Origin of the sequence: Bradyrhizobium sp. SZCCHNR1098, from assembly GCF_032489375.1 — a bacterium.
GTDB lineage: Bacteria > Pseudomonadota > Alphaproteobacteria > Rhizobiales > Xanthobacteraceae > Bradyrhizobium.
On record NZ_JAUEXY010000001.1, the window covers coordinates 161943 to 184310 of the forward strand.

Sequence of the window (22368 nt, forward strand, 5' to 3'; positions counted from 1 at the left end):
CCAAAGTCACCACCACAGGCCGCCGCCGGCGTCACGCCTGCCCTGCGTGTCCGGCATCGTCCGGTCGAGCGAGCGGTCCAGTGCAGTGAGCACATGGCGCCTGAACTGGTCGAACAAGGGCGCGTTGCGGTCGCGCGGCCGCGACAGATTGATGGTGATCTCCTCGAACAGCCGGCCCGGATGCGGCCGCATCACCAGCACGCGGTCGGCCAGCACCACGGCTTCCTCGACGTCGTGGGTCACGAGCACCAGCGTCGGGCGCGTATCGGCCCAGAGGTCGAGCAGATGGTCCTGCAGATCCTTGCGCGTGAAGGCATCGAGCGCAGAGAACGGCTCGTCGAGCAGGAGCACCTCCGGCTGCGCCACCAATGCGCGGGCGATCGCGACGCGTTGCGCCTGGCCGCCGGACAATTCGCGCGGCCAGACCTTCGCTTTGTCGGCGAGGCCGACACGTTCGAGCGCGCGCGCGACGCGATCGCGGCGCCCGGCCGCCGGCAGCTCGGACAGGCCGAAGCCGATGTTGTCGGCGACCGTGAGCCACGGCAGCAGCCGCGGCTCCTGGAAGATGATGCCGACCTTGGGATGCGGCGCCGTGATCGCCTCACCGTCGAGCGTCACGGTGCCGGCGCTGGCGCGGTCGAGCCCGGCGACGGCGCGCAGCAAGGTCGACTTGCCGCAGCCGGAGCCGCCGATGATGGCGATGATCTCGCCGAGCTGGATCTCGGCCGAGAACCGCTCCAGCGCGTGGACGCCGTTGGGATAGACCTTGGTGACGGCTTGCAACGACAGCATCAGGCGGCCCCGCTCTGGCGTGCGAAGCTGTCCTGCCAGCGCAACAGCGGCGCGGTGGCGATCTCCAGGAGCCAGTCGGTCGCCTTGCCGATGATGGCGAAGATCACGATGGCCGCCACGATCTGCGCCGGCTTGCCGAGCTGCTGGCCGTCGATCAGGAGGTAGCCGAGCCCTTCCGACGCCCCCATGAACTCGGCGGCGACGACGAACATCCACCCCAAGCCGAGGCCGACGCGCAGCGACACGACGTACGCCGGCAGCACCGCGGGCAGCAGGATGCGGCGGATCATCGCCGGCCCGGAGAGACGGAAGATGCGGCCGACCTCGACGATCTTGCGGTCGACCGAGAGTATCGCGCCGGTCAGGCCGAGATAGACCGGGAAGAATACGCCGACCGCGATCAGCGCCACCTTGGAGGTCTCGAAGATGCCGAGCCACAGGATGAACAACGGCACCCAGGCGATCGAGGGAATCGCGCGCAACGCCTGGATGGTGGGATCGACCAGCCGCCGGGCGAGGCCCCAATAGCCGCAGATGCCGCCGAGGACAGTTCCGGCAATGACGCCGAGGCCAAAACCGACGCCGACGCGGGTCAAGGTCATCGTGATGTGGCGGGAGAGTTCGCCGGAGCGGGCGAGCTCGGCGATGGTGGTGAAGACCTTCGAGGGCGGCGGCACCAGCCGGCCGTTGGACCAGCCGGCCCGGACGGCAAGCTCCCAGGCGAGTGCGAGCGACAGCGGCAGCAGCAAGCCGAGCAGCGGGCGCGTCAGCCGCGTGAGCCATGGCTGGCTGGCGGTCTGCGGTGTGGCCGCCGCGGCGGGGGCCTGGAGTTCGACGGTCATGGTCATAGTGAGAACAGCGCTCGGGTGTGAATGCAAGGCGTGGGGGCGGATGGCGATGGTGGCCAAGGACGGCGCCCCAAACTCGCTGTCGTCCCGGCCTTGCGCCGGGACCCATACTCCGCGGCGGTCGTTGTGGAGCGAGATGCCGCTCCAACGTGGTCAACAACAGGCGTCACGGAGTATGGGTCCCGGATCTGCGCCCGCCAACGCTATCGCGTTGGCGGGCTTGTCCGGGACGACACCGGTTCTTGATCGCCGGCTCTTGGCACAGGCGATTTGGCGCAGCGGCCTATTGCCCGAGCCGTGCAAGCCCTAGTTCGTCGGCAGCGGGACCTGGTCGTCGATCAGGGCATCCAGCGTCGCCTTCACATCCACCTTGGCATCGACGACACCGGCCTGCTGCAAAGCGAGGCCAGCAGCCAAAATCGACTCGCGCTGGGGCGCGCCGATGCGGCTGTGGGTCAGCTCGGTGCGCTCCTTGAGTTGCTTGTCGACGACGGTCTCCGGCAGCTTGGTCACGGCGATGAAGGTCTTCCTCAGGTCGTCGTAATTCGCCAGCGCGTCCTTGCGTGCGACCTCGTAGGTGGCGAGCACGCGGCGGACGATCTCGGGATTGTCCTTCAGGAACTGCTCACGGACGTTGAGGATGCCCCAGGTGTTGGCGTCGGCCTTGCGGTAGAACAGCCTGGCGCCCTCCTCGACCTCGGCCTGCGCCATCATCGGATCGAGCCCCGCCCAGGCGTCGACGTCGCCGCGGATCAAGGCCGCCTTGCCGTCGGCGTGCTGCAGCAGCACGGGCGTGATGTCCTTGTCGGTGAGGCCCGCCGACAGCAGCGCGCGCACCAGGAAGATGTGCGGATCGGTGCCACGGGTCACCGCGACCCGCTTGCCCTTGAGGTCAGCCACGGAGGCAATCTTGGAATCCTTGGCCGTGACCAGCGCGGTCCATTCGGGCCGCGAATAGACGTAGACCGACTTGATCGGATTGCCGTTGATCCTGGCGACCAACGCGGCGGAGCCGGCGGTCGAGCCGAAATCGAGCGAGCCGGCGTTGAGGAATTCGAGCGCCTTGTTGGAGCCGGCCGACTGCACCCAGACGATGCTGATGCCGTCCTTCGCGAACTCCTTCTCCAACAGTCCTTTCTGCTTCAGCACCAGCGACACCGGATTGTAGGTCGCCCAGTCCAAGCGGATCTCCTTCACCGGCTCGGCCGCGCGTGCAGCGCCGCATCCCAGGAGAACCACGGCCGCAACCGCAGCAAATCCGCGCCTCGACAATCCACCCATCGTCACCCCTCCAAGCCTCAAGAAACATTGCTGTGGTTTCAATGAGTTATGCCAGGGGCGCGCGAGAATTGCTTTTCCTTTCGACGGCACCATTCAGAACGATCATCATCCCGTGACCACCGATGACAGCATGGATCGATTGTTGCATTGGAAGTTTCGTGACAGCACAGGCCTTGTTCGATATCCGGTTGCATCCATGGACAGCGTCGCCCCCAATTCCCACCCCGATAGCCTTTCCGATTTCGACAGCGCCGGCATCGCGGTTGCGGTCGACGCGTTGGCCGCGCAGCATTCGGGCCGCGAGGACATGTTCCGCGCCGCGGTGGTGCAATTCCTCAAGGCCGAGCTGGTCAAGGCGCGCGCAGCGGCCCAGGCGCAACTGCTGAAGGACCGCCACGGCCGGCGCTGCGCCGAGCAGCTCTGCTTCGTGCAGGACGAGATCATCCGCATCCTCTACGCCGCGGCCACCCAGCACCTCTACCGCTCGCAAGTGCCGAGCGGCGCCGAGCGCATGGCGGTGGTCGCCACCGGCGGCTATGGCCGCGGCCTGATGGCGCCGGAGTCCGACATCGATCTCCTGTTCATCCTGCCCTACAAGCAGACCGCCTGGGGCGAGCAGGTCGCCGAAGCCATCCTGTACTCGCTGTGGGACATGGGGCTGAAGGTCGGCCATGCGACCCGCTCGGTCGACGAGTCAATCCGCCAGGCGCGCGGCGACATGACCATCCGCACCGCGATCCTGGAGACGCGCTATCTCGCCGGCGACCGGCCGCTCTATGACGAGCTGGTCGCGCGCTTCGACAACGAGGTGGTGCAGGGCACCGCCGCCGAGTTCGTCGCCGCCAAGCTGGCCGAGCGCGAGGAGCGGCACCGCCGCGGCGGCCAGTCGCGCTATCTCGTCGAGCCCAACGTCAAGGACGGCAAGGGCGGCCTGCGCGACCTGCATACGCTGTTCTGGATCGCCAAATATGTCTATCGCGTGCGTGAGACCGCTGAATTGGTCGAGCGCGGCGTGTTCGACGCGCATGAATACCGCACCTTCCGGCGCTGCGCCGATTTCCTGTGGTCGGTGCGCTGCAACCTGCACTTCGTCAGCGGACGGCCCGAGGAGCGGCTGTCATTCGACCTGCAGCGCGAGATCGCGGTGCGGCTCGGCTACACCAGCCATCCCGGCATGCAGGATGTCGAGCGCTTCATGAAGCACTACTTCCTGGTGGCCAAGGAGGTCGGCAATCTCACCGCCATCCTGTGCGCCAAGCTCGAGGACCAACAGGCCAAGCCGGCGCCGGTGCTGAGCCGGATGATCTCGCGCCTGACCACCGGCTCGACCTGGCGGCGCGTGCCGGAGAGTGACGACTTCATCGTCGACAACAACCGCATCAACCTCGCCGCGCCCGACGTCTTCAAGCACGATCCGGTCAATCTGATCCGCATCTTCCGGCTGGCGCAGAAGAACAACCTCGCCTTCCATCCCGACGCGATGCGCGCCGTCACGCGCTCCTTGAACCTGATCAACACCGAGCTGCGCGACGATCCCGAGGCCAACCGGCTGTTCATGGAGATCCTGACCTCCAACGATGCCGAGGTCGTGCTGCGGCGAATGAACGAGACCGGCGTGCTCGGCCACTTCATCCGCGCCTTCGGCCGCATCGTGTCGATGATGCAGTTCAACATGTATCATCATTACACGGTCGACGAGCACCTGATCCGCTGCATCGGCTTTCTGCAGGAGATCGAGCGCGGCGGCATCGACGAGTTCACCCTGGCCTCCGACCTGATGCGCAAGATCCGGCCCGAGCACCGCGCCGTCATCTACATCACCGTGCTGCTGCACGACGTCGCCAAGGGACGGCCCGAGGACCATTCCATCGCCGGCGCCAAGATCGCGCGCCGGCTGTGCCCGCGGCTGGGCTTCAACAATGCCGACACGGAGCTGGTCGCCTGGCTGATCGAGGAGCATCTGACGATGTCGACGGTGGCGCAGTCGCGCGACCTGTCGGACCGCAAGACGATCGAGAATTTCGCCGCCGTGGTGCAGTCCGTCGAGCAGATGAAGCTGCTGACCATCCTGACCACCGCCGATATCCGCGGCGTCGGCCCCGGCGTCTGGAACGGCTGGAAGGCGCAACTGCTGCGCACGCTCTACTACGAGACCGAGCCGGTGCTGACCGGCGGCTTCTCCGAGGTCAACCGCGCCAAGCGCATCACCGCGGCGCAGGCTGAATTCCGCAACGCCTTCACCGATTGGCCCGAGGACGAGCTCAACACCTATATCGGCCGGCATTATCCGGCCTACTGGCTCAAGGTCGAGCTGCCGCGCAAGATCCGCCATGCCCGCTTCGTGCGATCGAGCGAGGATGCCGGCCACAAGCTCGCGATCAATGTCGGCTTCGATCCGGCGCGCGGCGTGACCGAGCTGACGATCTTCGCGATGGACCATCCGTGGCTGCTGTCGATCATCGCCGGCGCCTGCGCCTCCGCCGGGGCGAACATCGTCGATGCCCAGATCTATACCACGACCGACGGCCGCGCGCTCGATACCATCGCGATCTCCCGCGAGTATGAGCGCGATGAGGACGAGGGCCGGCGTGCGACCCGGATCGGCGAGACCATCGAGCAGGTGCTGGAGGGCAAGCTGCGGCTGCCGGACGCCGTGGCGCGGCGGACGACGCGCGGCAAGCAGCACAAGGCGTTCTCGGTCGAGCCGGAAGTGACCATCAACAATCAATGGTCGGAGCTCTACACCGTCATCGAGGTCTCCGGCCTCGACCGCCCCGGCCTGCTCTACGAGCTGACCACCGCGATTTCGAAGCTGAATCTCAACATCGCCTCGGCCCATGTCGCCACCTTCGGCGAACGCGCCCGCGACGTGTTCTACGTCACCGACCTCCTGGGCGCGCAGATCAACGCGCCGACCCGGCAGGCGGCGATCAAGAGCGCGCTGCTGCATTTGTTGGCGAACGACGACGCGGCCGCCCAACCGGCGGCATGAGAGACCATTGCGCGGCATTGAGCCGATCGGAGCCGATTTGAACGAGGGGGCCGGCACCACCGCCGGTCCCGGCAGGCTTGGGGGAGCCGAACCATGGCATTGATTGCAGACATCGTCGTCGGGCTGATCGGCCTGCTGCACGTCTACATTCTCGTACTCGAGATGTTTCTCTGGACCAAGCCGGCCGGCTTGAGGGCGTTCAACAACACGCCGGAGCGCGCGGAGCAGACCAAGGTGCTCGGCGCCAATCAGGGCCTCTACAACGGCTTCCTCGCCGCCGGCCTGTTCTGGGGCCTCGCGCAGCCGGCGCCTGCGTTCGCCTTCCAGGTCAAGATCTTCTTCCTGCTCTGCGTGCTCGTCGCCGGGCTCTATGGCGCCGCCACCGCCAGCCGCAAGATCCTGTTCATCCAGAGCGTGCCGGCGGCAATCGGCCTGGTGCTCGTCTGGCTGGCAGCTTGATCAGCACCGAGTCCGCGGCCGTCCTTCGAGACACCTGCGGACGATGTCGGTGCCCATGAGGACGTCATTCCGGGACATTCGCGCGCAAAATGGCGAAGCCGTTTTGAAGCAGCGACCACAGATGTCGTCCCGGGCAAGCACGGCGGCGCAACGCGACGGCGTGCGCCGACCCGGGACCCATACTCCCGGGCGACGCAGGATCGCAACTCCGAGTCTTCGCCACAGGGCGGCCTGTAGTTATGTATCCCGGCTCTGCGCCCTGACGTCGCTGCGCGACGCCAGGGCTTGGCCGGGACGACACTGAATGTCAGGGGGCAGCTTGGCTCGCAATGGCGCGAAGTCACGATCATCGAGCTTGCATCCTAAGCCCTCGCCCCGCGGAACCGCCGCAGTCCCGGGGGCGGCTCGCCTTGCGTCCGCCAAGCCGTTCCTCCACACTGCCTGTAGCGATGGCGCCCGTCCGGGCAGACCAGCCGCACAACAACATTCAGGAGGAATGCAGACCCCATGCGACAGGGATATTTCCGTCTCGCAGGCGCGGCCGCTTTGGCCGTCACCCTCTCCGTCACGTCAGCCTCGGCCCAGAAGAAGTATGATCCCGGCGCCTCCGATACCGAGATCAAGGTCGGTCAGACCGTGCCGTTCTCGGGCCCCGCCTCGGCCTATGCCTCGATCGGCAAGACCCAGGCTGCCTATTTCAACATGATCAACGAGCAGGGCGGCATCAATGGCCGCAAGATCAAGCTGATCCAGTATGACGACGCCTATTCGCCGCCCAAGGCGGTCGAGCAGGTCCGCAAGCTGGTCGAGGACGACGAGGTGCTGCTGACCTTCCAGATCATCGGCACGCCGTCCAACGCCGCGGTCCAGAAATACCTCAACGCGAAGAAGGTGCCGCAGCTGTTCGCCGCCACCGGCGCCACCAAGTTCACCGACCCCAAGAACTTCCCCTGGACCATGGGGTACAATCCCAACTACTTCACTGAGGGCCGCATCTACGGCCAGTACATTCTGAAGGAGCATCCCAACGCCAAGATCGGCGTGCTCTATCAGAACGATGATCTCGGCAAGGACTATCTGAACGGGATCAAGGCCGGCCTGGGTGACAAGGCATCGACCATGATCGTCGCCGATGCCTCCTACGAGGTGTCCGATCCGACCATCGACTCGCAGATCCTCAAGATCAAGGCGGCCGGCGCCGACCTGCTGTTCTCCGCCGCGACGCCGAAGCAGGCCGCTCAGGCCATCAAGAAGCTGCATGAGCTCGACTGGCACCCCGTCCACATCGTCGATATCAATGCCACCTCTGTCGGCGCAGTGATGCAACCGGCCGGCCTCGAAGCCTCCAAGGGCGTGATCTCGGTCAATTACGGCAAGGACCCGCTCGATCCGACCTGGAAGGACGATCCGGGCATGAAGCGCTATCTGGATTTCATGGCCAAGTATTATCCGGACGGCGACAAGAACTCCAATTTCAACGTCTATGGCTACGGGAACGCACAGCTCCTGGTGACAGTGCTGCAGATGTGCGGCGACAACCTGACGCGCGAGAACGTCATGAAGCAGGCGGCGTCGCTGAAGGACGTCGTCGGCGACCTGTCGCTGCCGGGCATGAAGATCAACACCTCGCCGACCGACTATCGCGTCAACAAGCAACTACAGATGATGAAGTTCAACGGTGAGCGCTGGGAGCTGTTCGGCCCGATCCTGGAGGACAAGGGCGCGGCGGGCTAGCTGCACTCGACGTCGTTCCAGGGCGTCGCGACAGCGACGAGCCCGGACCCTCGAGATTCCGGGTTCGATGCTGCGCATCGCCCCGAATGACGCGATCAACATCGATGGGACGGGGCTGCGGGATAGCGCGGCCCCGTTCTGCATTGCGGCACGGGTTGCGCCCGTTCGCCGCTGCGTGCGCTCGCCGACGGCCATTCGACCGCATCGCGGGTGACAACGGCTGTTGCGGTAGGATCCGCCGTCGCGTCGAGGAAGTGTCAGTCGTTGATGACCTCACCCTGGTCTCGTTGCTTGACGACCCGGTCGATCAAGCCCCACTGCAAGGCTTCGTCCGCGGTCATGAAGTGATCGCGATCCAGGGTGCGCTCGACGTCCTCATAGCTGCGTCCGCAATGCTCGGCGTAGAGCCTGATCATGCGGCGCTTGGTCTGCTCCATCTCCTTGGCGTGAATCAGGATGTCGGACGCCTGGCCCTGAAAGCCACCGAGCGGCTGATGCACGTGAAGGCTTGCATTGGGCAGCGCCGTACGCTCGCCCGGCTCGCCCGCCATCAGAAGAAACGACCCCATCGAACGCGCCGTTCCCATGCAGAGCGTGTGTACCGGTGCTTTGACGAATTGCATCGTGTCATACATCGCGAGGCCGCTGGTGATCACGCCGCCGGGTGAATTGATGTAGAGATGGATCGGCCGCTTTGGGTTCTCCGCCTCGAGAAACAGCAGTTGCGCGCAAACCAGGGCGGACACCGTGTCGTTGACCTCGCCGTTGAGGAAGACGATCCGCTCACGGAGCAGCCGCGAATAGATGTCGAAGGATCGTTCGCCCCGACTGGACTGCTCTATGACCATAGGGACGAGTTGCATCGTGTCGCGCATGCGCGAGCTCCCGGTTTCAGTGGGTTGTTAGTGAACTAGAGCGTCAAGCCGCGCGCATCAGGCTGCGCCGGTTGCTGTTCGCCGCCGGCGGCGTCCGCCGCATCAGCTTCGTGACGACCAGTCCGTGAATGATTCTCAGCCTGGTCCCGCCTGCGGCATTGGGCATGACCTGGAACGTCACGATGCTCTCAAGATACGGCGGTTCGTCGTCGCGCATCCGGTAGCGAACTTCTTCGCCGGGCGTCGAGGAGATCGGGGCGGCATCGGCCAATTCTCCTGAAGGCAGCCAGTTCTCGCGCAGCGCGGGAATGCTGATCGCCCGCCACACCTTCTCCGGCGGAGCGTCGAGCTCGTAGTCGAGCACCAGATCGTCGCTCTGCCGGTCAGCCTTGATATCGGTCATTGGTCCATGTCCTTCAGCACGGCCTTCAACGCATCGACCCGCGACGGCCAGTAGGCGCGGTACTTCGCCAGCCAGCGCGCGATCTGCGCCAGGCCCTCCGGATCGACCTCATAGTTGACGAAGCGACCCTGCCGTTCTTCCCTCACCAATCCCGCGCTTCTGAGAACCGCGAGGTGCTGGGACATCGCCGGCTGGCTGATCGTCAGACCCTCGCGAAGCGCGCTGGCATTCATGCTGCCGTTCGCCAGCTTCTCGAAGATCGCGTATCGCGTCGGATCAGCCAGGGCCCTGAAGATGTCACTCTCGATCATGCCAACACATAAGCATAAACTTATGTGTCATGCAAGCCGGCTTTTTCGATCGCTCGATCGTCAAAAGCATGCTGCGCAGTTCTCGCCGCTTCCTCCTTCACGTCATGCCCCGCGCAGGCGGGGCATCCAGTACGCCGCGGCGTCTCGGTCGATCACCACCGTCTCGGAATACTGGGTCACCCGCCTTCGTGGGTGACGACGGCGGCGATGAAGACACGCCCCGACCCAGCCCACCGCTGCGCTCCCTCCCCCCTTGTGGGGGAGGGTTGGGGAGGGGGGTAGCTCCGGGCGACCGTCTTCGCGGCTACCCCCCTCCCTAGCCCTCCCCCACAAGGGGGGAGGGAACGTACCTTTTCCTCAGCAAGCAGCGGTATCCAAAGATGGGCACGCCGAAAGCAGCCTACGCCGTCGGCACCTCGCCGAAATTCCTCCCCACCGGCAGCACGGCGTGGCGGATCAGGCGCGAGTCTTCGACCGCAGCCTGGCGGTGCTTCACCGCCTCGCGATAGACGGGATCGCGGATCATCTCGACGAAGGCTTGCACGCTCGGATATTCGGCGATGAAGCAGTGATCCCAGTATTCCTCCTGCGGACCGATCAGCATCAGTTCAAAACGACCCTGCCAGACGACGCGGCCGCCGAGGCGCTCGAACACCGGGCCGCTCTCGCGGCCATAGGCGGCATAGGCTTGCGCGCCGCTGACCTTGCGTCCATCGGGATAGGCCGCCTCCTTGCGCAGCCGCACCAGGTTCAGCATGTGGATCGGACCCGGGCGGTCATTCTCCCGGAACTGCGCGAACACCTCCTTGGTGGGATCGATATGGCCCATGAATTCCCTCGCCTGATTGTTGTTGACCTTCGCTTAACCATAACGCGGCGTTAGCGGCGCGAAACTCCTAATCGCGCGTTAAGCTCTTCCTAACTGCCCCTTAAACTCCGGACATTACCGTGGTCGGACGGCGGGGTCGCGGGCTCGGGTTGCGTATGGCGCGGGGACGGAAACAGAGCGGCGGACGCAAGGAGCCGCGATTCGGTCTTGCGGCCGCGATGGCCGATCTGCGCCTCGACCCCAAGGATCGCATCCCCTCCGGCAACAACGCGCCCAAGAAGTCCGCTGCGAAGAAAAGGCCGGTCGAGCCCGACGACGAGGACGATGTGCCGGCGCGCGAGCCGAAGACCTCAACACCGAAACCAAAGCCGAGCCGCGGCAGGTCGCGCTGGGGATTATCGATCGGGCGCATGTTCTACTGGGCGCTGGTCTGCGGCCTGTGGGGCGTGATCGCGCTGGTCGGCGTCGTGATCTGGGCCGGCGCGCATCTGCCGCCGATCCAGTCGCTGGAGATCCCCAAGCGGCCGCCGACGATCGAGATCGTGGGCTATGACGGCACCATGCTGGCGCAGCGCGGCGAGATGGCCGGCGCCAATGTCGCGCTGAAGGATCTGCCGCCCTATCTGCCGAAGGCCTTCATCGCCATCGAGGACCGCCGCTTCTACCAGCATTTCGGCATCGACCCGATCGGCATCGCCCGCGCTGTCGTCGCCAACATCCTGCATCGCGGCGTATCGCAGGGCGGCTCGACCCTGACGCAGCAGCTCGCCAAGAACCTGTTCCTGACCCAGGAGCGCACGCTGGCGCGCAAGCTGCAGGAGGCCGAGCTGGCGCTGTGGCTGGAGCGCAAATATTCCAAGCGCGAGATCCTCGAGCTGTATCTCAACCGGGTCTATTTCGGCTCCGGCGCCTATGGCGTCGAGGCGGCGGCGCAGCGCTATTTCGGCAAGTCCGCGCGGCAGGTGACGATCGGCGAGGCCGCGATGCTCGCAGGTCTCGTCAAGTCGCCGTCGCGGCTGGCGCCGAACCGCAACCCGGAGGGCGCGGCCAAGCGCGCGCAGACCGTGCTTGCGGCGATGGCCGAGGCCAAGTTCATCACCGACGCCCAGGCGCAGGCCCAGATCGCGCATCCTTCCGTGGCGGTGAAGCCGGCCGGCGCGGGCACCGTGAACTACGTCGCCGACTGGATCGGCGAGGTGCTCGACGACCTCGTCGGCCAGGTCGAGGAGTCGATCGTCGTGGAGACCACGATCGATCCGAAGCTGCAATCCGTCGCCGAGGCCGCCATCATCGACGAGCTCGCGGCCAAGAGCGTGAAGTTCAACGTCAGCCAGGGCGCGCTGGTGGCGATGACGCCGGACGGCGCCGTGCGCGCCATGGTCGGCGGCCGCAACTATTCCGACAGCCAGTTCAACCGTGCCGTGACCGCCAAGCGGCAGCCCGGCTCGGCGTTCAAGCCGTTCGTCTATCTCACCGCCATCGAGCAGGGCCTGACGCCGGACACGGTGCGCCAGGACGCGCCGCTCGACCTGAAGGGCTGGAAGCCGGAGAACTACACCCGCGAATATTTCGGCCCGGTGACGCTGACCCAGGCGCTGGCGATGTCGCTCAACACGGTCGCGGTGCGTGTCGGTCTCGAGGTTGGGCCGAAGAACGTGGTGCGGACCGCGCATCGGCTCGGCATCGCCTCCAAGCTCGATCCCAACCCGTCGATCGCGCTCGGCACCTCCGAGGTGTCGATGATCGAGCTGGTCGGCGCCTACGCGCCGTTCTCCAATGGCGGGGTCAGCGTCTCGCCGCATGTGGTGACGCGGATCAGGACGCTCGACGGCAAACTGCTCTACATGCGCCAGGCCGAGCAGCCGGTGCAGGTGATCGAGCCGCGCAACGCGGCGATGATGAACCAGATGATGCAGGAGACGCTGATCTCCGGCACCGCGAAGAAGGCGGAGATCCCGGGCTGGATCGCCGCCGGCAAGACCGGCACCAGCCAGGATTTCCGCGACGCCTGGTTCATCGGCTACACCGCGCGCCTCGTCACCGGCGTCTGGCTCGGCAATGACGACAACTCGCCGACCAGGAAGGCGACCGGCGGCGGCCTACCCGTCGAGGTCTGGACCCGCTTCATGCGCGCGGCGCATCAGGGCGTGCCGGTGGCGGCGCTGCCGAACGCGCAGGGCTCCGGCCTTGTGCCGACGCTGGCGCAGATCGCCTCGCAGATTTCAGCACCGTCGGCCCCCGCGCCCAATGCGGCCTACTCGGCGCGCTCGGCGGCGCCGAGCCCGAGCCGCAGCAATGTTCGTCCGGAGCCCGCGGCCGGGCTCGACGGCTGGCTGGTGGACCGGTTGTTCGGCGGCCGGCGCTGATTTGATTGCACCACGACCACCGTCATTCCGGGGCAAGGCCGCAGGCCTTGAACTCGGAATCTCGATGTTCAACGCGCGGATGCGCGTTGACGATTGCCCTGGAATGACGACGGAAGCGCAAATGCGCTGCGTGGTGCGACGCAACGAGCGATGCTCGTCAGGGGAAGACAGTGAGTCCGGCCTGATCAGCCCGCGGCGGCCGCAACGGGCCGCGATGACGGCTCGCTTTTCGCAGCACCCTCGCCTTTCGCATCACCGGAGGCCTGCGCCAGCGCGCGTCCGACGAGCCGCAGCATCAGGCTCGCGCGATGGGCGCTGTAGTCCAGCAGCCAGCGGCTGAAGGCGCTGGCGGCCATCGGCCGCGCGAACAGGAAGCCCTGCATCGCATCGCAGCCGAGCTCGGCCAGTAGCTTGCGCTGCGGCTCGGTCTCGACACCTTCGGCGACCACGGCCACGTCGAGGCTCTGGCCGACGCGCACGACCGCGGTCACGATCGCCCGCGTGCCGCTGTCGTTCTCGAAATCGCGCATGAAGCTGCGATCGATCTTCAACTCGTCAATCGGTAGCTGGGCCAGCCGGCTGAGGCTCGAATAGCCGGTGCCGAAATCGTCCAGCGACAGGCCGACGCCCATGTTGCGCAGCTCGTTCATGGTCGCGATCACGGTGGCGCGCTCGTTGAGGATCACGCCCTCGGTGATCTCCAGCATCAGCATCTTCGCCGGCAGATCGTTGGCGGCCAGGATCTGCGCCACCATCGCCGCCAGATTGACGTTCTGGAAGTTGATCGGCGACAGGTTCACCGAGATGCAGGGGATGTCGAGACCGGCACGCCGCCACGACGCCATCTGCTGGCAGGCCAGCTTGATCGACCACACGCCGATCTGCTCGATCAGGCCGCATTCCTCGGCAAGCGGAATGAACTTGGCGGGCGAGACCTCGCCGAGCACCGGATCGTGCCAGCGCGCCAGCGCTTCCACGCCGTGGATCGCGCCGTCGCGGGTGCGGATCTGCGGCTGATAGTGCAACGTCAGGGCCTCGCTGGCGATCGCCTCGCGCAGCGCGGTCGAATGCATCAGCCGTTCTTCGGCGAGCTTGTCGATGTCGGCGCTGAAGAAGCGGTAGGTCGCCCGGCCGCCGCGCTTGGCCTTGTACATCGCCGCGTCGGCCTGCTTGATCAGGGTCTCGATGTCCTTGGCATTATCAGGATAGAGGCTGAGCCCCATGCTCGCCGACATCGGCACCTGGCGCTTGCCGATCGTCAGCGGCATCGCCAGCGCGGCGGTGATGCGCGCCGCCGCGAGCGAGGCTTCCAGGGCATCGCGGTTCTGCAGCACGATCACGAACTCGTCGCCGCCGAGACGGCCCAGCATGTCGCCGTTGCGGATCTGCGCTCGCAGGCGGTTGGCGAAGCCGACCAGGAACTCGTCGCCGGCGGCATGGCCCAGCGTGTCGTTGACGTCCTTGAAATTGTCGGCGTCGAGGAAGGCGACGGCGACGTGTCCGCCTTCCGGACAGGCCTTGATGGCTTCGGCGATCAGCGACGGGATGCGGGCACGGTTGGGCAGGCCCGTCAGCATGTCATGATAGGCGACCTGTGAGATCGTCGAGCGGACCTCCTGGCGCTCGATGGCGAGCGCACCGAGCTGGACGCAGGCGGCCACGATCTGCTCGTGCCAGGGGCTGGGGCCGCGGCAGTCACGGAAGTAGAAGGCAAAGGTGCCGATGACACGGCCGTCCTTGCCCTTGATGGGCGACGACCAGCAGGCGCGCAGGCCGGCGGCGAGCGGGCCGGCCTTGTAGGGTTGCCAGCGCGGATCATTGTCGATGTCGTGCGACAGCACCGGCTCGCAGAGATGGGCGGCGGTGCCGCAGGAGCCGACGTCCGGCCCGATCGCGACGCCGTCGAGGCTGGCCGAATAAGCGGGCGGAAGGCTGGCGCCGCCGAGCGGATGCATGCGGCCATCGGAATCGACGTGCAGGATCGAGCAGACGACGTCCGGGGCGAGCTCTTCGACCCGGCGGCACAGCTGATCGGCGATGGTCGTGATCGAAACGTCGGACGCCAGCGACGCCATGATCAGCTGCTGCAGTGAGCGCAACTGCTTGGTCTCCCGGATGTCCGTGAGCAGCCCGAACAGATATCTGACCTTGCCCCGCTTGGTCCGGTGCGCCTTGACATAGGCGGTCGTCCAGATCTCGCGGCCGTCCTTGTCGTAGACCAGCACGTCCTCCTCGATACCGCGATCGTCCTCGAGGCATTGCCTCAGCCGGTCGACGATGGCGGGATCAGTGCAGGGGCCGGTCAGCAGTTCCTCGGCCCGGCGCCCGATCGCCTGTTCAGGCGTGTAGCCGAACAGGCTGGCAAAGGCGGCGTTGGTATAGAGGACGTTGAGCTCGCGATCGGTGACGATGACGGCCCGGTTGGTCCGGTCGGCGACCGACGTCAGCAGCGCATTGCGCTCGCGCATGTCGACTTCGGTGGTCACGTCACGAATGAACAGCAGCGAACGGACCGGCTCGTCGTCACGGCCCGGCGGGAGAGCGCACAGCGACAGGCGGAGGCGGGTCCGCCCGCCATCGGCATGGCGCATCGTCATTTCGCGGGCTTCGGACTGGTCCGCCTCCTGCTGCGCGTCCGTCGTCTCGTCGCAGGGGGGCGCCGGGATCAGATCCGCGGGCAGACCCAGGCTTTCGAGGTCGGCGCCGATCAGAGCGGCCGGCTCACGCCGCAGCAGCACCGACGCCGCCTGGTTGGCGTGCTGGACATGGCCCAGCGCGTCGAGAAACAGGATCGCCTCGGAGGCACCGTCGAGCGCGGCCGAGAGCAATTGTGTGGATGCGGCCGGTTGGAACTCGCTTGCAGGCATCGTTCGATTCGAAGCGCGCTGCACGTTTCGAGAGAAACGATCGGCGCTTTGGTTGCAGCGAACGACCCGGCAGCTCGCTGGGACGTCACCTTGGGGTTGATCGCGGTAAATCTGGCGAGCGCAGCGTTACGGCCGCGTTAAGGCGCCGCCGAATTGAGCAATATCCTCCGACTGCAGGCGAGAAGGCTTAAGAATTCGATAGTCCGCACGCGGGTTCTGAGTTCATCGATGCAGATTGGAACCCGACAAAGAAATGGCCCGGACCAGAAGGCCGGGCCATTGGGACTCGCATCGTCGAGATGCTCTATCGTCGAGACCTCAGTCGTCGATGCCATAGCGATGCAGATCGTTGCCGCAGGTGTCGAGCCACTTCTTGGCGCGCTCGACCGAGGAGCAGATCCTGCCACACACCTTCCAGAACCGCGGCGAGTGGTTCATCTCGATCAGATGAGCGACCTCGTGCGCGGCGAGATAATCGAGCACGAAGGGCGGCGCCAGGATCAGGCGCCACGAGAACGACAGCGAGCCGGCCGAGGTGCATGAGCCCCAGCGGCTCGACTGGTCGCGGATCGACAGCCGCTTGACCTTGACGCCGAGCTGCTCGGCATAGGCATCGGCGGCCTTCTGCAGGTCACGGCGCGCCTCGCGCTTCAGGAAGTCGAGCACCCGGCGTTCGGTGTGCTCGATCCCGCCGGCCACGCACAGGATCTTCTCGCCACTGTCTCGCGTCTCGGTCCACACCGTGCCGCGCTCGCCCGCGCGATGCACGATCTTGTGCGGCACGCCGCGCAGCGGCACCAAAGTGCCCGGCAGGAACGGCGCCGCCTTCGGCAGACGGCCAAGACGCGCCGCGATCCACGCGCCGTGACGCTGCGCGAAGTCTTTCGCTTCGATGATCGTGCCGCGCGGAGGCATCGTGAGGATCGCTTCGCGATCCGACGGATGAATTCTCAGGGTATAACGTCGCGCACGACGGTGACGCCGCAATCTAATCGAGTAGATTTGCGAGCCATGCTTGACGAGAAGACGCGAAGGTTCGGCGGGCCGCCGATAAAGTAGCGCGCGAGTGGCCATTTCTGTCAGTCCGGGAGGGAAGAACTCGCCCGGATTTTGCCATATCCATCGCCAGGGAAAGCGCTCGGCGCAAAAACAAATCATTTGCCCAACATACAGGGGTTCGGAAGGTTCCGCACCCTAGCGGTTGGGCCTCGCGCGCCCCCGAAAACATGAATTCAGATTCAAAAGCATCGCTCAAGAAGCGACGCCACATTCACTGCTTGAGTCACTCCTGAGTTCCGGTTTCTAGCGTCCCTTCAAAGGGTTACCCCGCATCCGGATTCGGATGCGCGGTGACCATCGTCTTCGCTCATTCAGCCGCAATGGCGAGCAGCGACTTCGGATCGGCTGCCGACAGCATGAAATCGTTGATGCGCGGCACGATCTCCGACTTGAATCGCGAGCCGTTGAACACGCCGTAATGACCGACACCCGGTTGCACGTAGTGAACCCGGCGGTGATCCGGGATCGACGAGCAGAGTCCGTGCGTCGCTTCGGTCTGACCGAGACCGGAGATGTCGTCCTTCTCACCTTCGACTGTCATCAAGGCCACGCGCGTGACCTTCGACGGATCGACCAGGGTGCCGCGATGGGTCATCTCGCCCTTCGGCAGCGCATGTTTGACGAACACGGTCTCCACCGTCTGCAAATAATATTCCGCAGCCAGGTCCATGACCGCGAGATACTCGTCGTAGAAGTCGCGGTGCTTGTCGACCTGGTCACCGTCACCCTTCACGAGGTTGGCGAACAGCGCCTTGTGGGCGTCGACATGGCGGTCGAGATTCATGCTGATGAAGCCGTTCAACTGCAGGAAGCCCGGATAGACGTCACGCATGACGCCTGGATGCGGGAACGGCACCTTGGTGATGACGTGGTTGCGGAACCAGTCGATGCCGCGCTCCTGGGCGAGATTGTTCACGCCGGTCGGGTTGCGCCTGGTGTCGATCGGGCCGCCCATCAGGGTCATCGAGATCGGTGCGAACGGATCGCGCTCGGCCTCCATGACAGACACCGCCGCCAGCACCGGCACCGCCGGCTGGCACACCGCCATGACGTGCATGTTGGTGCCGAGGAAGCGCAGCATCTCGATGACATAGTCGATGTAGTCGTCGAGATCGAAGCGGCCTTCGGCCAGCGGGACCATCCGCGCGTCAGACCAGTCGGTGATGTAGACCTCGTGGGTCGGCAGGAACGCTTCCACCGTGCCGCGCAACAGGGTCGCGTAATGGCCGGACATCGGCGCCACGATCAGCAGCCGGGGCTGGGGGCTGCGCAGCGGGCGGGTCAGCTTGCGGTCGAAATAGAGCAGCCGGCAGAACGGCTTTTCCCAGATCGAGCGGACCTCGACGGGGGTCCGGATGCCGTTGACCTCGGTCTCGTCGAGGCCCCATTCGGGCTTGCCGTAGCGGCGCGTGGTGCGCTCGAACAGCTCGCAGGCCGCCGCGACCGATTTGCCCATCTGGGTGTGGGCCCAGGGATTGAGCGGGTTCTGAAACAGGATCTTGGTGGCGTCGGTGACAGCGCGCGCCGGATTGAGCGAGGCGTGCGCCATTTCGTACATCCAGTACATCGGCGTCGTCAGGACCGGACTGCCTTCCGACGCCAGGGGCGGTGCACCGCCAAACTCACCTATCGGCATTCTCGTTCAACCTCTCTGCAATGCAGCATACTGCCGAATGCGCAATTAAGCGTCAATGCGGTGTTGTACGTGTCAACGCCGCAAAGCGACGAAATGAGCCCGGAAATCCACGGGAAAAGCGCAATTATTCCCCTGCCGCCAGCAACGAGCCGGCGCGGCGCGCGCTACGCAAAAGGGCAATGAATGCCGCAAACGACGCCAGCAGCAGGGCGGCATTGAGCCCGAGCGCCGTCAGCATCAGGTCCGATCGGAAGACGTGATCGGCCAGCAGCGCGCGCATGCCTTCGAACACGTAGGTCGGCGGCAGGGACCAGGCGACCAGTTGCAGCCAATGCGGCAGCACCTGAACGGGATAGTAGACGCAGGCGAGCGGCATCAGCGCGAACATCAGCGTCCAGACGATGCTCTCGGCGCCGAGCCCGTTGCGCAGCACGAGCCCCGACACGAAGATGCCGACCGCCCAGGACGTGAAGATCAGGTTGCAGAAGAAGGCGATCAGCGGCAGGCCGAGGCTGTAGAGGTTGAAGTCGAAGAACCAGACCGCGATCAGGGTCATCGGGATGATGCCGATGGCCAACCGGATCAGGCTCATCGTCATCAGCGCCAGCAGGAATTCGATCGGCGTCAGCGGACTCATCATCAGGTTGCCGATGTTGCGCGCCCACATCTCCTCGAGGAAGGAGATCGAGAACCCGAGCTGTCCGCGGAACAGGATGTCCCACAGGATGACGGCGCCTATCAGCGTGCCGCCGGCGCGGGCGAAGAAGCCGGCATTGGCGGTGATGTAGGTCTGCAGGAACCCCCAGGTGATGATCTGCAGGGTCGGCCAGTACATCAGCTCCAGCAGCCGCGGCCAGGACGACAGCAGCAGATACCAGTAGCGCAGGATCATCGCGCCGATCCGGTGCGGGGCGATGCGGAGCGAAAGATCGTTCATTGCGCGGCCTCCCGGTCGCGGCCGCGGGCGACGTCGAGGAATACGTCCTCGAGCGTCGAGCGGTTGTAGCGCGCCATGATCTGCGCCGGGCTGTCGTCGTCCTCGATGCGACCGCGCTTCATGATGATGACGCGGTCGCACAGACGCTCGACCTCCAGCATGTTGTGCGAGGCGAGCAGCACGGTGGCGCCACGGCGCTTGCGGTAGCTGTCGAGATGGCCACGCACCCAATCGGCGGTGTCAGGATCGAGCGAGGCGGTCGGCTCGTCCAAGAGCAGCAGCTCGGGATCATTGATCAGCGCCTTGGCCAGCGCGACGCGCGTCTTCTGCCCGGCGGAGAGCTTGCCATTGGCACGATCGATGAAGTCGGTCAGGTCGAGCTGGGCGGCGAGCTCCGCGATCCGCTCCTTGAGGTGGTCCACCGCATAGAGCCGGCCGAAGATGGTGAGGTTCTGCCGCACCGTGAGGCGCATCGGCATGTCGACATAGGGGCTCTCGAAATTCATCCGCCCCAGCACGGCAGCAGCCTCGTCCGGCATCCTGTGGCCGAGCACGGCGACCTCGCCCGAGGTCGGTTGCACCAGCCCCATGATCATCGCAATCGTCGTGGTCTTGCCGGCACCGTTGCCGCCGAGCAGCCCGGTGATGCTGCCGCGGCGGATCGCAAAGGAGATGCCGTCGACAGCGGTCGTCGTCTTGTAGACCTTGGTCAGCCGCGACACGGCAATCGCGGGCGAAACCGAGCTGGAATCGGATGAGAGGGTCGGCACTGCGTCATCTTGCGTCATGGGAGGGGTTCATTGAGGCATTGTGCCGCAAACCGCAACAGGCCACCAACGGCCGGCCAGATTTGTCGCCGCGCCTGCGCGGCATTAGGTTCCCGTCATGACCGACGACGCCCTGATCATCGACACGCCCGACACCGACTATCGCCATCCGCGACAGCGCGTCCGGCTCGACACCATCCTGCGGCTGCGCTGGCTGGCGGCGCTCGGTCAGTTGAGCGCGATCTTCATCGTGGTGCAGGGGCTGGAGTTCGACCTGCCGGTGGTGCCCTGTCTCGCGGTGATCAGCATCTCGGCGCTGCTCAATCTCGGCCTGCAGATCGCCTTCAACCCGATGCAGTTGTTGGAGCCGGCCCACGCCGGAGGCCTGCTCGCGCTCAACATCGTCGAGCTGACGGTGCTGCTCTATCTCACGGGCGGGCTGGAGAATCCGTTCTCCTACATGTTCCTGGCGCCGGTGCTGATCTCGGCGACCGCCCTCCCCGTCCGCCTGACGATCATGCTCGGCCTGCTCGCCGTGGCCTGCGCAACCGCCTTGTTCTTCATGCACCTGCCGCTGCCGTGGGAAGGCGAGGAGCCGCTGATCTTCCCGCCGATCTATCTGTTCGGCGTCTGGCTCTCGATCGCGCTCGCGATCGGCGTCACCAGCCTCTATGCGTTCCAGGTGACCGAGGAGGCGCGCAAGCTGTCGGACGCGCTGGCGGCGACCGAGCTGGTGCTGGCGCGCGAGCAGCACCTCACCCAGCTCGACGGTCTCGCGGCGGCCGCCGCGCACGAGCTCGGCACCCCGCTCGCGACCATCGTGCTGATCTCGCGCGAGTTGGAGCGCGCCCTGCAGGACAACAGCCAGGTCACCTCCGACATCAAGACCCTGCGCGAGCAGGCGCAGCGCTGTCGCGACATTCTCGGCAAGATCACCCAGCTGTCCTCGATCGGGTCGATGTACGACCGGATGAAGCTGTCGACCTTGATCGAGGAGACGGTGGCCCCGCATCGCGACTTCGGCGTCGACATCAAGGTGCGCGTCGCCGTGGCCGCGGCCAAGGAGCCGGTCGGCTCGCGCAACCCGGCGATCCTCTATGGCGTCGGCAACATCCTGGAGAATGCCGTCGACTTCGCGCGCAACGCCGTCGAGGTGAACGCCTGGTGGAACAATGAGACGGTCGAGATCGTGGTGTCCGACGACGGCCCCGGCTTCGCACCTGATATCCTGAAGCGGATCGGCGAGCCCTATCTGTCGCGACGGCCCAGCGCCGAGGACGGCCCGGGAGGTAACCAGGGCGGCGGCCTCGGGCTCGGCGTGTTCATCGCCCGCACCCTGCTGGAGCGGACCGGGGCCAAGGTCTCGTTCAGCAATCGCACCTTCCCCGACCATGGCGCCGTGGTCCAGATCGTGTGGCCGCGACGGCGCTTCGAGGCCAGCGAGGACGACGATGGCGAGGCGGAGCCGGAATGAAGCCTCGGCGGCAGCCGCCGCCGGCGTGGTCCTGGCATACAGCACACCCGCCCCGCGCGGCGTCACGCCGCAGACTGCGGCAACCCGCGATCTTGGCAGCGGCCGGTCGGCAGACCATATGAGGATGGACCAGACGTCTCGCAACCATCGAGCCTTCTTCTCAAGGATATGACCGTGGGCGCCATCGCCGAACTGACGAACCACCCGGACCGCTCTCTCCTCATCGTGGAGGACGACAAGCCGTTCCTGGAGCGCCTGTCGCGCGCCATGGAGACCCGCGGCTTCACGGTCACCTCCTGCGAAAGCGTCGCCGAAGGTATTTCACAGATCGGCAAGGCAGCGCCGGCCTTCGCCGTGGTCGACCTCCGGCTGGGCGACGGCAACGGCCTCGACGTGGTGTCGGCGCTGAAGCGCAAGCGCCCCGAGGCCCGCGCCATCGTGCTGACCGGATACGGCAACATCGCCACCGCCGTGACGGCGGTGAAGATGGGCGCCGTCGACTATCTCGCCAAGCCGGCGGATGCCGACGACGTCGTTGCAGCACTGCTGTCGACCACCAGCGAAAAGTCCGAGCTGCCGCAGAATCCGATGTCGGCCGACCGTGTCCGCTGGGAGCACATCCAGCGCATCTATGAGATGTGCAACCGCAACGTCTCGGAAACGGCCCGCCGGCTCAACATGCACCGCCGCACTCTGCAGCGCATCCTCGCCAAGCGCGCGCCGAAGTAGGCTTTTGCG

Annotated in this window: 18 protein-coding genes; 6 read left to right on the forward strand and 12 right to left on the reverse strand. The window is 65.7% G+C overall.

Annotated features, from left to right (window positions below):
• Nucleotides 1-6: 6 nt before the first annotated feature.
• From QX135_RS00730 to QX135_RS00740, 3 genes are all read right to left on the reverse strand, one after another.
• Nucleotides 7-792 carry an ABC transporter ATP-binding protein gene (locus tag QX135_RS00730; RefSeq protein WP_316177667.1) on the reverse strand — a complete coding sequence of 262 codons (786 nt, stop codon included), beginning with the start codon at nt 790-792 and terminating at the stop codon, nt 7-9.
• Entirely contained in the window at nt 792-1640 is an 849-nt protein-coding gene (locus tag QX135_RS00735; RefSeq protein WP_316177669.1) for an ABC transporter permease, read from the reverse strand. The genes QX135_RS00730 and QX135_RS00735 overlap by 1 nt, the downstream gene beginning before the upstream one ends.
• Nucleotides 1641-1946: 306 nt before the next feature.
• The gene (locus tag QX135_RS00740; protein ID WP_316177670.1) at nt 1947-2921 is read right to left on the reverse strand and encodes an aliphatic sulfonate ABC transporter substrate-binding protein; all 975 of its coding nucleotides are present in this window, start codon (nt 2919-2921) and stop codon (nt 1947-1949) included.
• Between the two features lie 196 nt (nt 2922-3117).
• Here QX135_RS00740 and QX135_RS00745 point away from each other — a divergent pair, with 196 nt between their 5' ends.
• The 3 genes from QX135_RS00745 to QX135_RS00755 all read left to right on the forward strand — a co-directional run bounded on the left by QX135_RS00745 (nt 3118) and on the right by QX135_RS00755 (nt 8106).
• Nucleotides 3118-5913 (forward strand): [protein-PII] uridylyltransferase, encoded by a 2796-nt coding sequence (locus QX135_RS00745; protein ID WP_316161210.1) that lies wholly within the window; start codon nt 3118-3120, stop codon nt 5911-5913.
• Between the two features lie 93 nt (nt 5914-6006).
• Nucleotides 6007-6372 carry a DUF1304 domain-containing protein gene (locus QX135_RS00750; protein WP_316161212.1) on the forward strand — a complete coding sequence of 122 codons (366 nt, stop codon included), beginning with the start codon at nt 6007-6009 and terminating at the stop codon, nt 6370-6372.
• Nucleotides 6373-6879: 507 nt separating this feature from the next.
• Nucleotides 6880-8106 (forward strand): ABC transporter substrate-binding protein, encoded by a 1227-nt coding sequence (locus tag QX135_RS00755; protein WP_315735318.1) that lies wholly within the window; start codon nt 6880-6882, stop codon nt 8104-8106.
• A 257-nt stretch (nt 8107-8363) separates the two neighbouring features.
• On the opposite strand, the gene QX135_RS00760 is transcribed toward QX135_RS00755, so the two are convergent.
• The 4 genes from QX135_RS00760 to QX135_RS00775 form a co-directional block, all read right to left on the reverse strand.
• A complete protein-coding gene (locus QX135_RS00760; RefSeq protein WP_315773171.1) occupies nt 8364-8981 on the reverse strand; it encodes an ATP-dependent Clp protease proteolytic subunit in 618 nt (205 codons plus the stop codon).
• A gap of 43 nt (nt 8982-9024) precedes the next feature.
• Entirely contained in the window at nt 9025-9384 is a 360-nt protein-coding gene (locus QX135_RS00765; protein WP_315735323.1) for a polyketide cyclase, read from the reverse strand.
• On the reverse strand, nt 9381-9695 hold the full coding sequence (locus QX135_RS00770) for a metalloregulator ArsR/SmtB family transcription factor (RefSeq protein ID WP_315715146.1): 315 nt from the start codon (nt 9693-9695) through the stop codon (nt 9381-9383). The genes QX135_RS00765 and QX135_RS00770 overlap by 4 nt, the downstream gene beginning before the upstream one ends.
• Nucleotides 9696-10095: 400 nt before the next feature.
• Complete coding sequence (locus QX135_RS00775) at nt 10096-10524, reverse strand: DUF1330 domain-containing protein (RefSeq protein ID WP_315797350.1); 429 nt, start codon at nt 10522-10524, stop codon at nt 10096-10098.
• A gap of 155 nt (nt 10525-10679) precedes the next feature.
• Between QX135_RS00775 and QX135_RS00780 the strand changes: the two genes are divergently transcribed.
• Entirely contained in the window at nt 10680-12890 is a 2211-nt protein-coding gene (locus QX135_RS00780) for a penicillin-binding protein 1A (RefSeq protein ID WP_316233905.1), read from the forward strand.
• Nucleotides 12891-13075: 185 nt separating this feature from the next.
• Here the strand turns inward: QX135_RS00780 and QX135_RS00785 are convergent, their stop codons facing one another.
• The 5 genes from QX135_RS00785 to QX135_RS00805 all read right to left on the reverse strand — a co-directional run bounded on the left by QX135_RS00785 (nt 13076) and on the right by QX135_RS00805 (nt 20177).
• On the reverse strand, nt 13076-15757 hold the full coding sequence (locus QX135_RS00785; RefSeq protein WP_316233906.1) for an EAL domain-containing protein: 2682 nt from the start codon (nt 15755-15757) through the stop codon (nt 13076-13078).
• Between the two features lie 318 nt (nt 15758-16075).
• A complete protein-coding gene (locus QX135_RS00790) occupies nt 16076-16915 on the reverse strand; it encodes a SprT family zinc-dependent metalloprotease (RefSeq protein WP_315735333.1) in 840 nt (279 codons plus the stop codon).
• A gap of 208 nt (nt 16916-17123) precedes the next feature.
• Nucleotides 17124-18452 (reverse strand): polyhydroxyalkanoate depolymerase, encoded by a 1329-nt coding sequence (locus QX135_RS00795; RefSeq protein WP_315735335.1) that lies wholly within the window; start codon nt 18450-18452, stop codon nt 17124-17126.
• Between the two features lie 124 nt (nt 18453-18576).
• A complete protein-coding gene (locus QX135_RS00800; RefSeq protein ID WP_315735337.1) occupies nt 18577-19389 on the reverse strand; it encodes an ABC transporter permease in 813 nt (270 codons plus the stop codon).
• The gene (locus QX135_RS00805; RefSeq protein ID WP_315756844.1) at nt 19386-20177 is read right to left on the reverse strand and encodes an ABC transporter ATP-binding protein; all 792 of its coding nucleotides are present in this window, start codon (nt 20175-20177) and stop codon (nt 19386-19388) included. The genes QX135_RS00800 and QX135_RS00805 overlap by 4 nt, the downstream gene beginning before the upstream one ends.
• Nucleotides 20178-20274: 97 nt before the next feature.
• Here QX135_RS00805 and QX135_RS00810 point away from each other — a divergent pair, with 97 nt between their 5' ends.
• Both QX135_RS00810 and QX135_RS00815 read left to right on the forward strand, forming a co-directional pair.
• Nucleotides 20275-21630 carry an ActS/PrrB/RegB family redox-sensitive histidine kinase gene (locus QX135_RS00810; protein WP_315735341.1) on the forward strand — a complete coding sequence of 452 codons (1356 nt, stop codon included), beginning with the start codon at nt 20275-20277 and terminating at the stop codon, nt 21628-21630.
• A 174-nt stretch (nt 21631-21804) separates the two neighbouring features.
• Nucleotides 21805-22359 (forward strand): ActR/PrrA/RegA family redox response regulator transcription factor, encoded by a 555-nt coding sequence (locus tag QX135_RS00815; RefSeq protein ID WP_315715137.1) that lies wholly within the window; start codon nt 21805-21807, stop codon nt 22357-22359.
• Nucleotides 22360-22368: the final 9 nt, after the last annotated feature.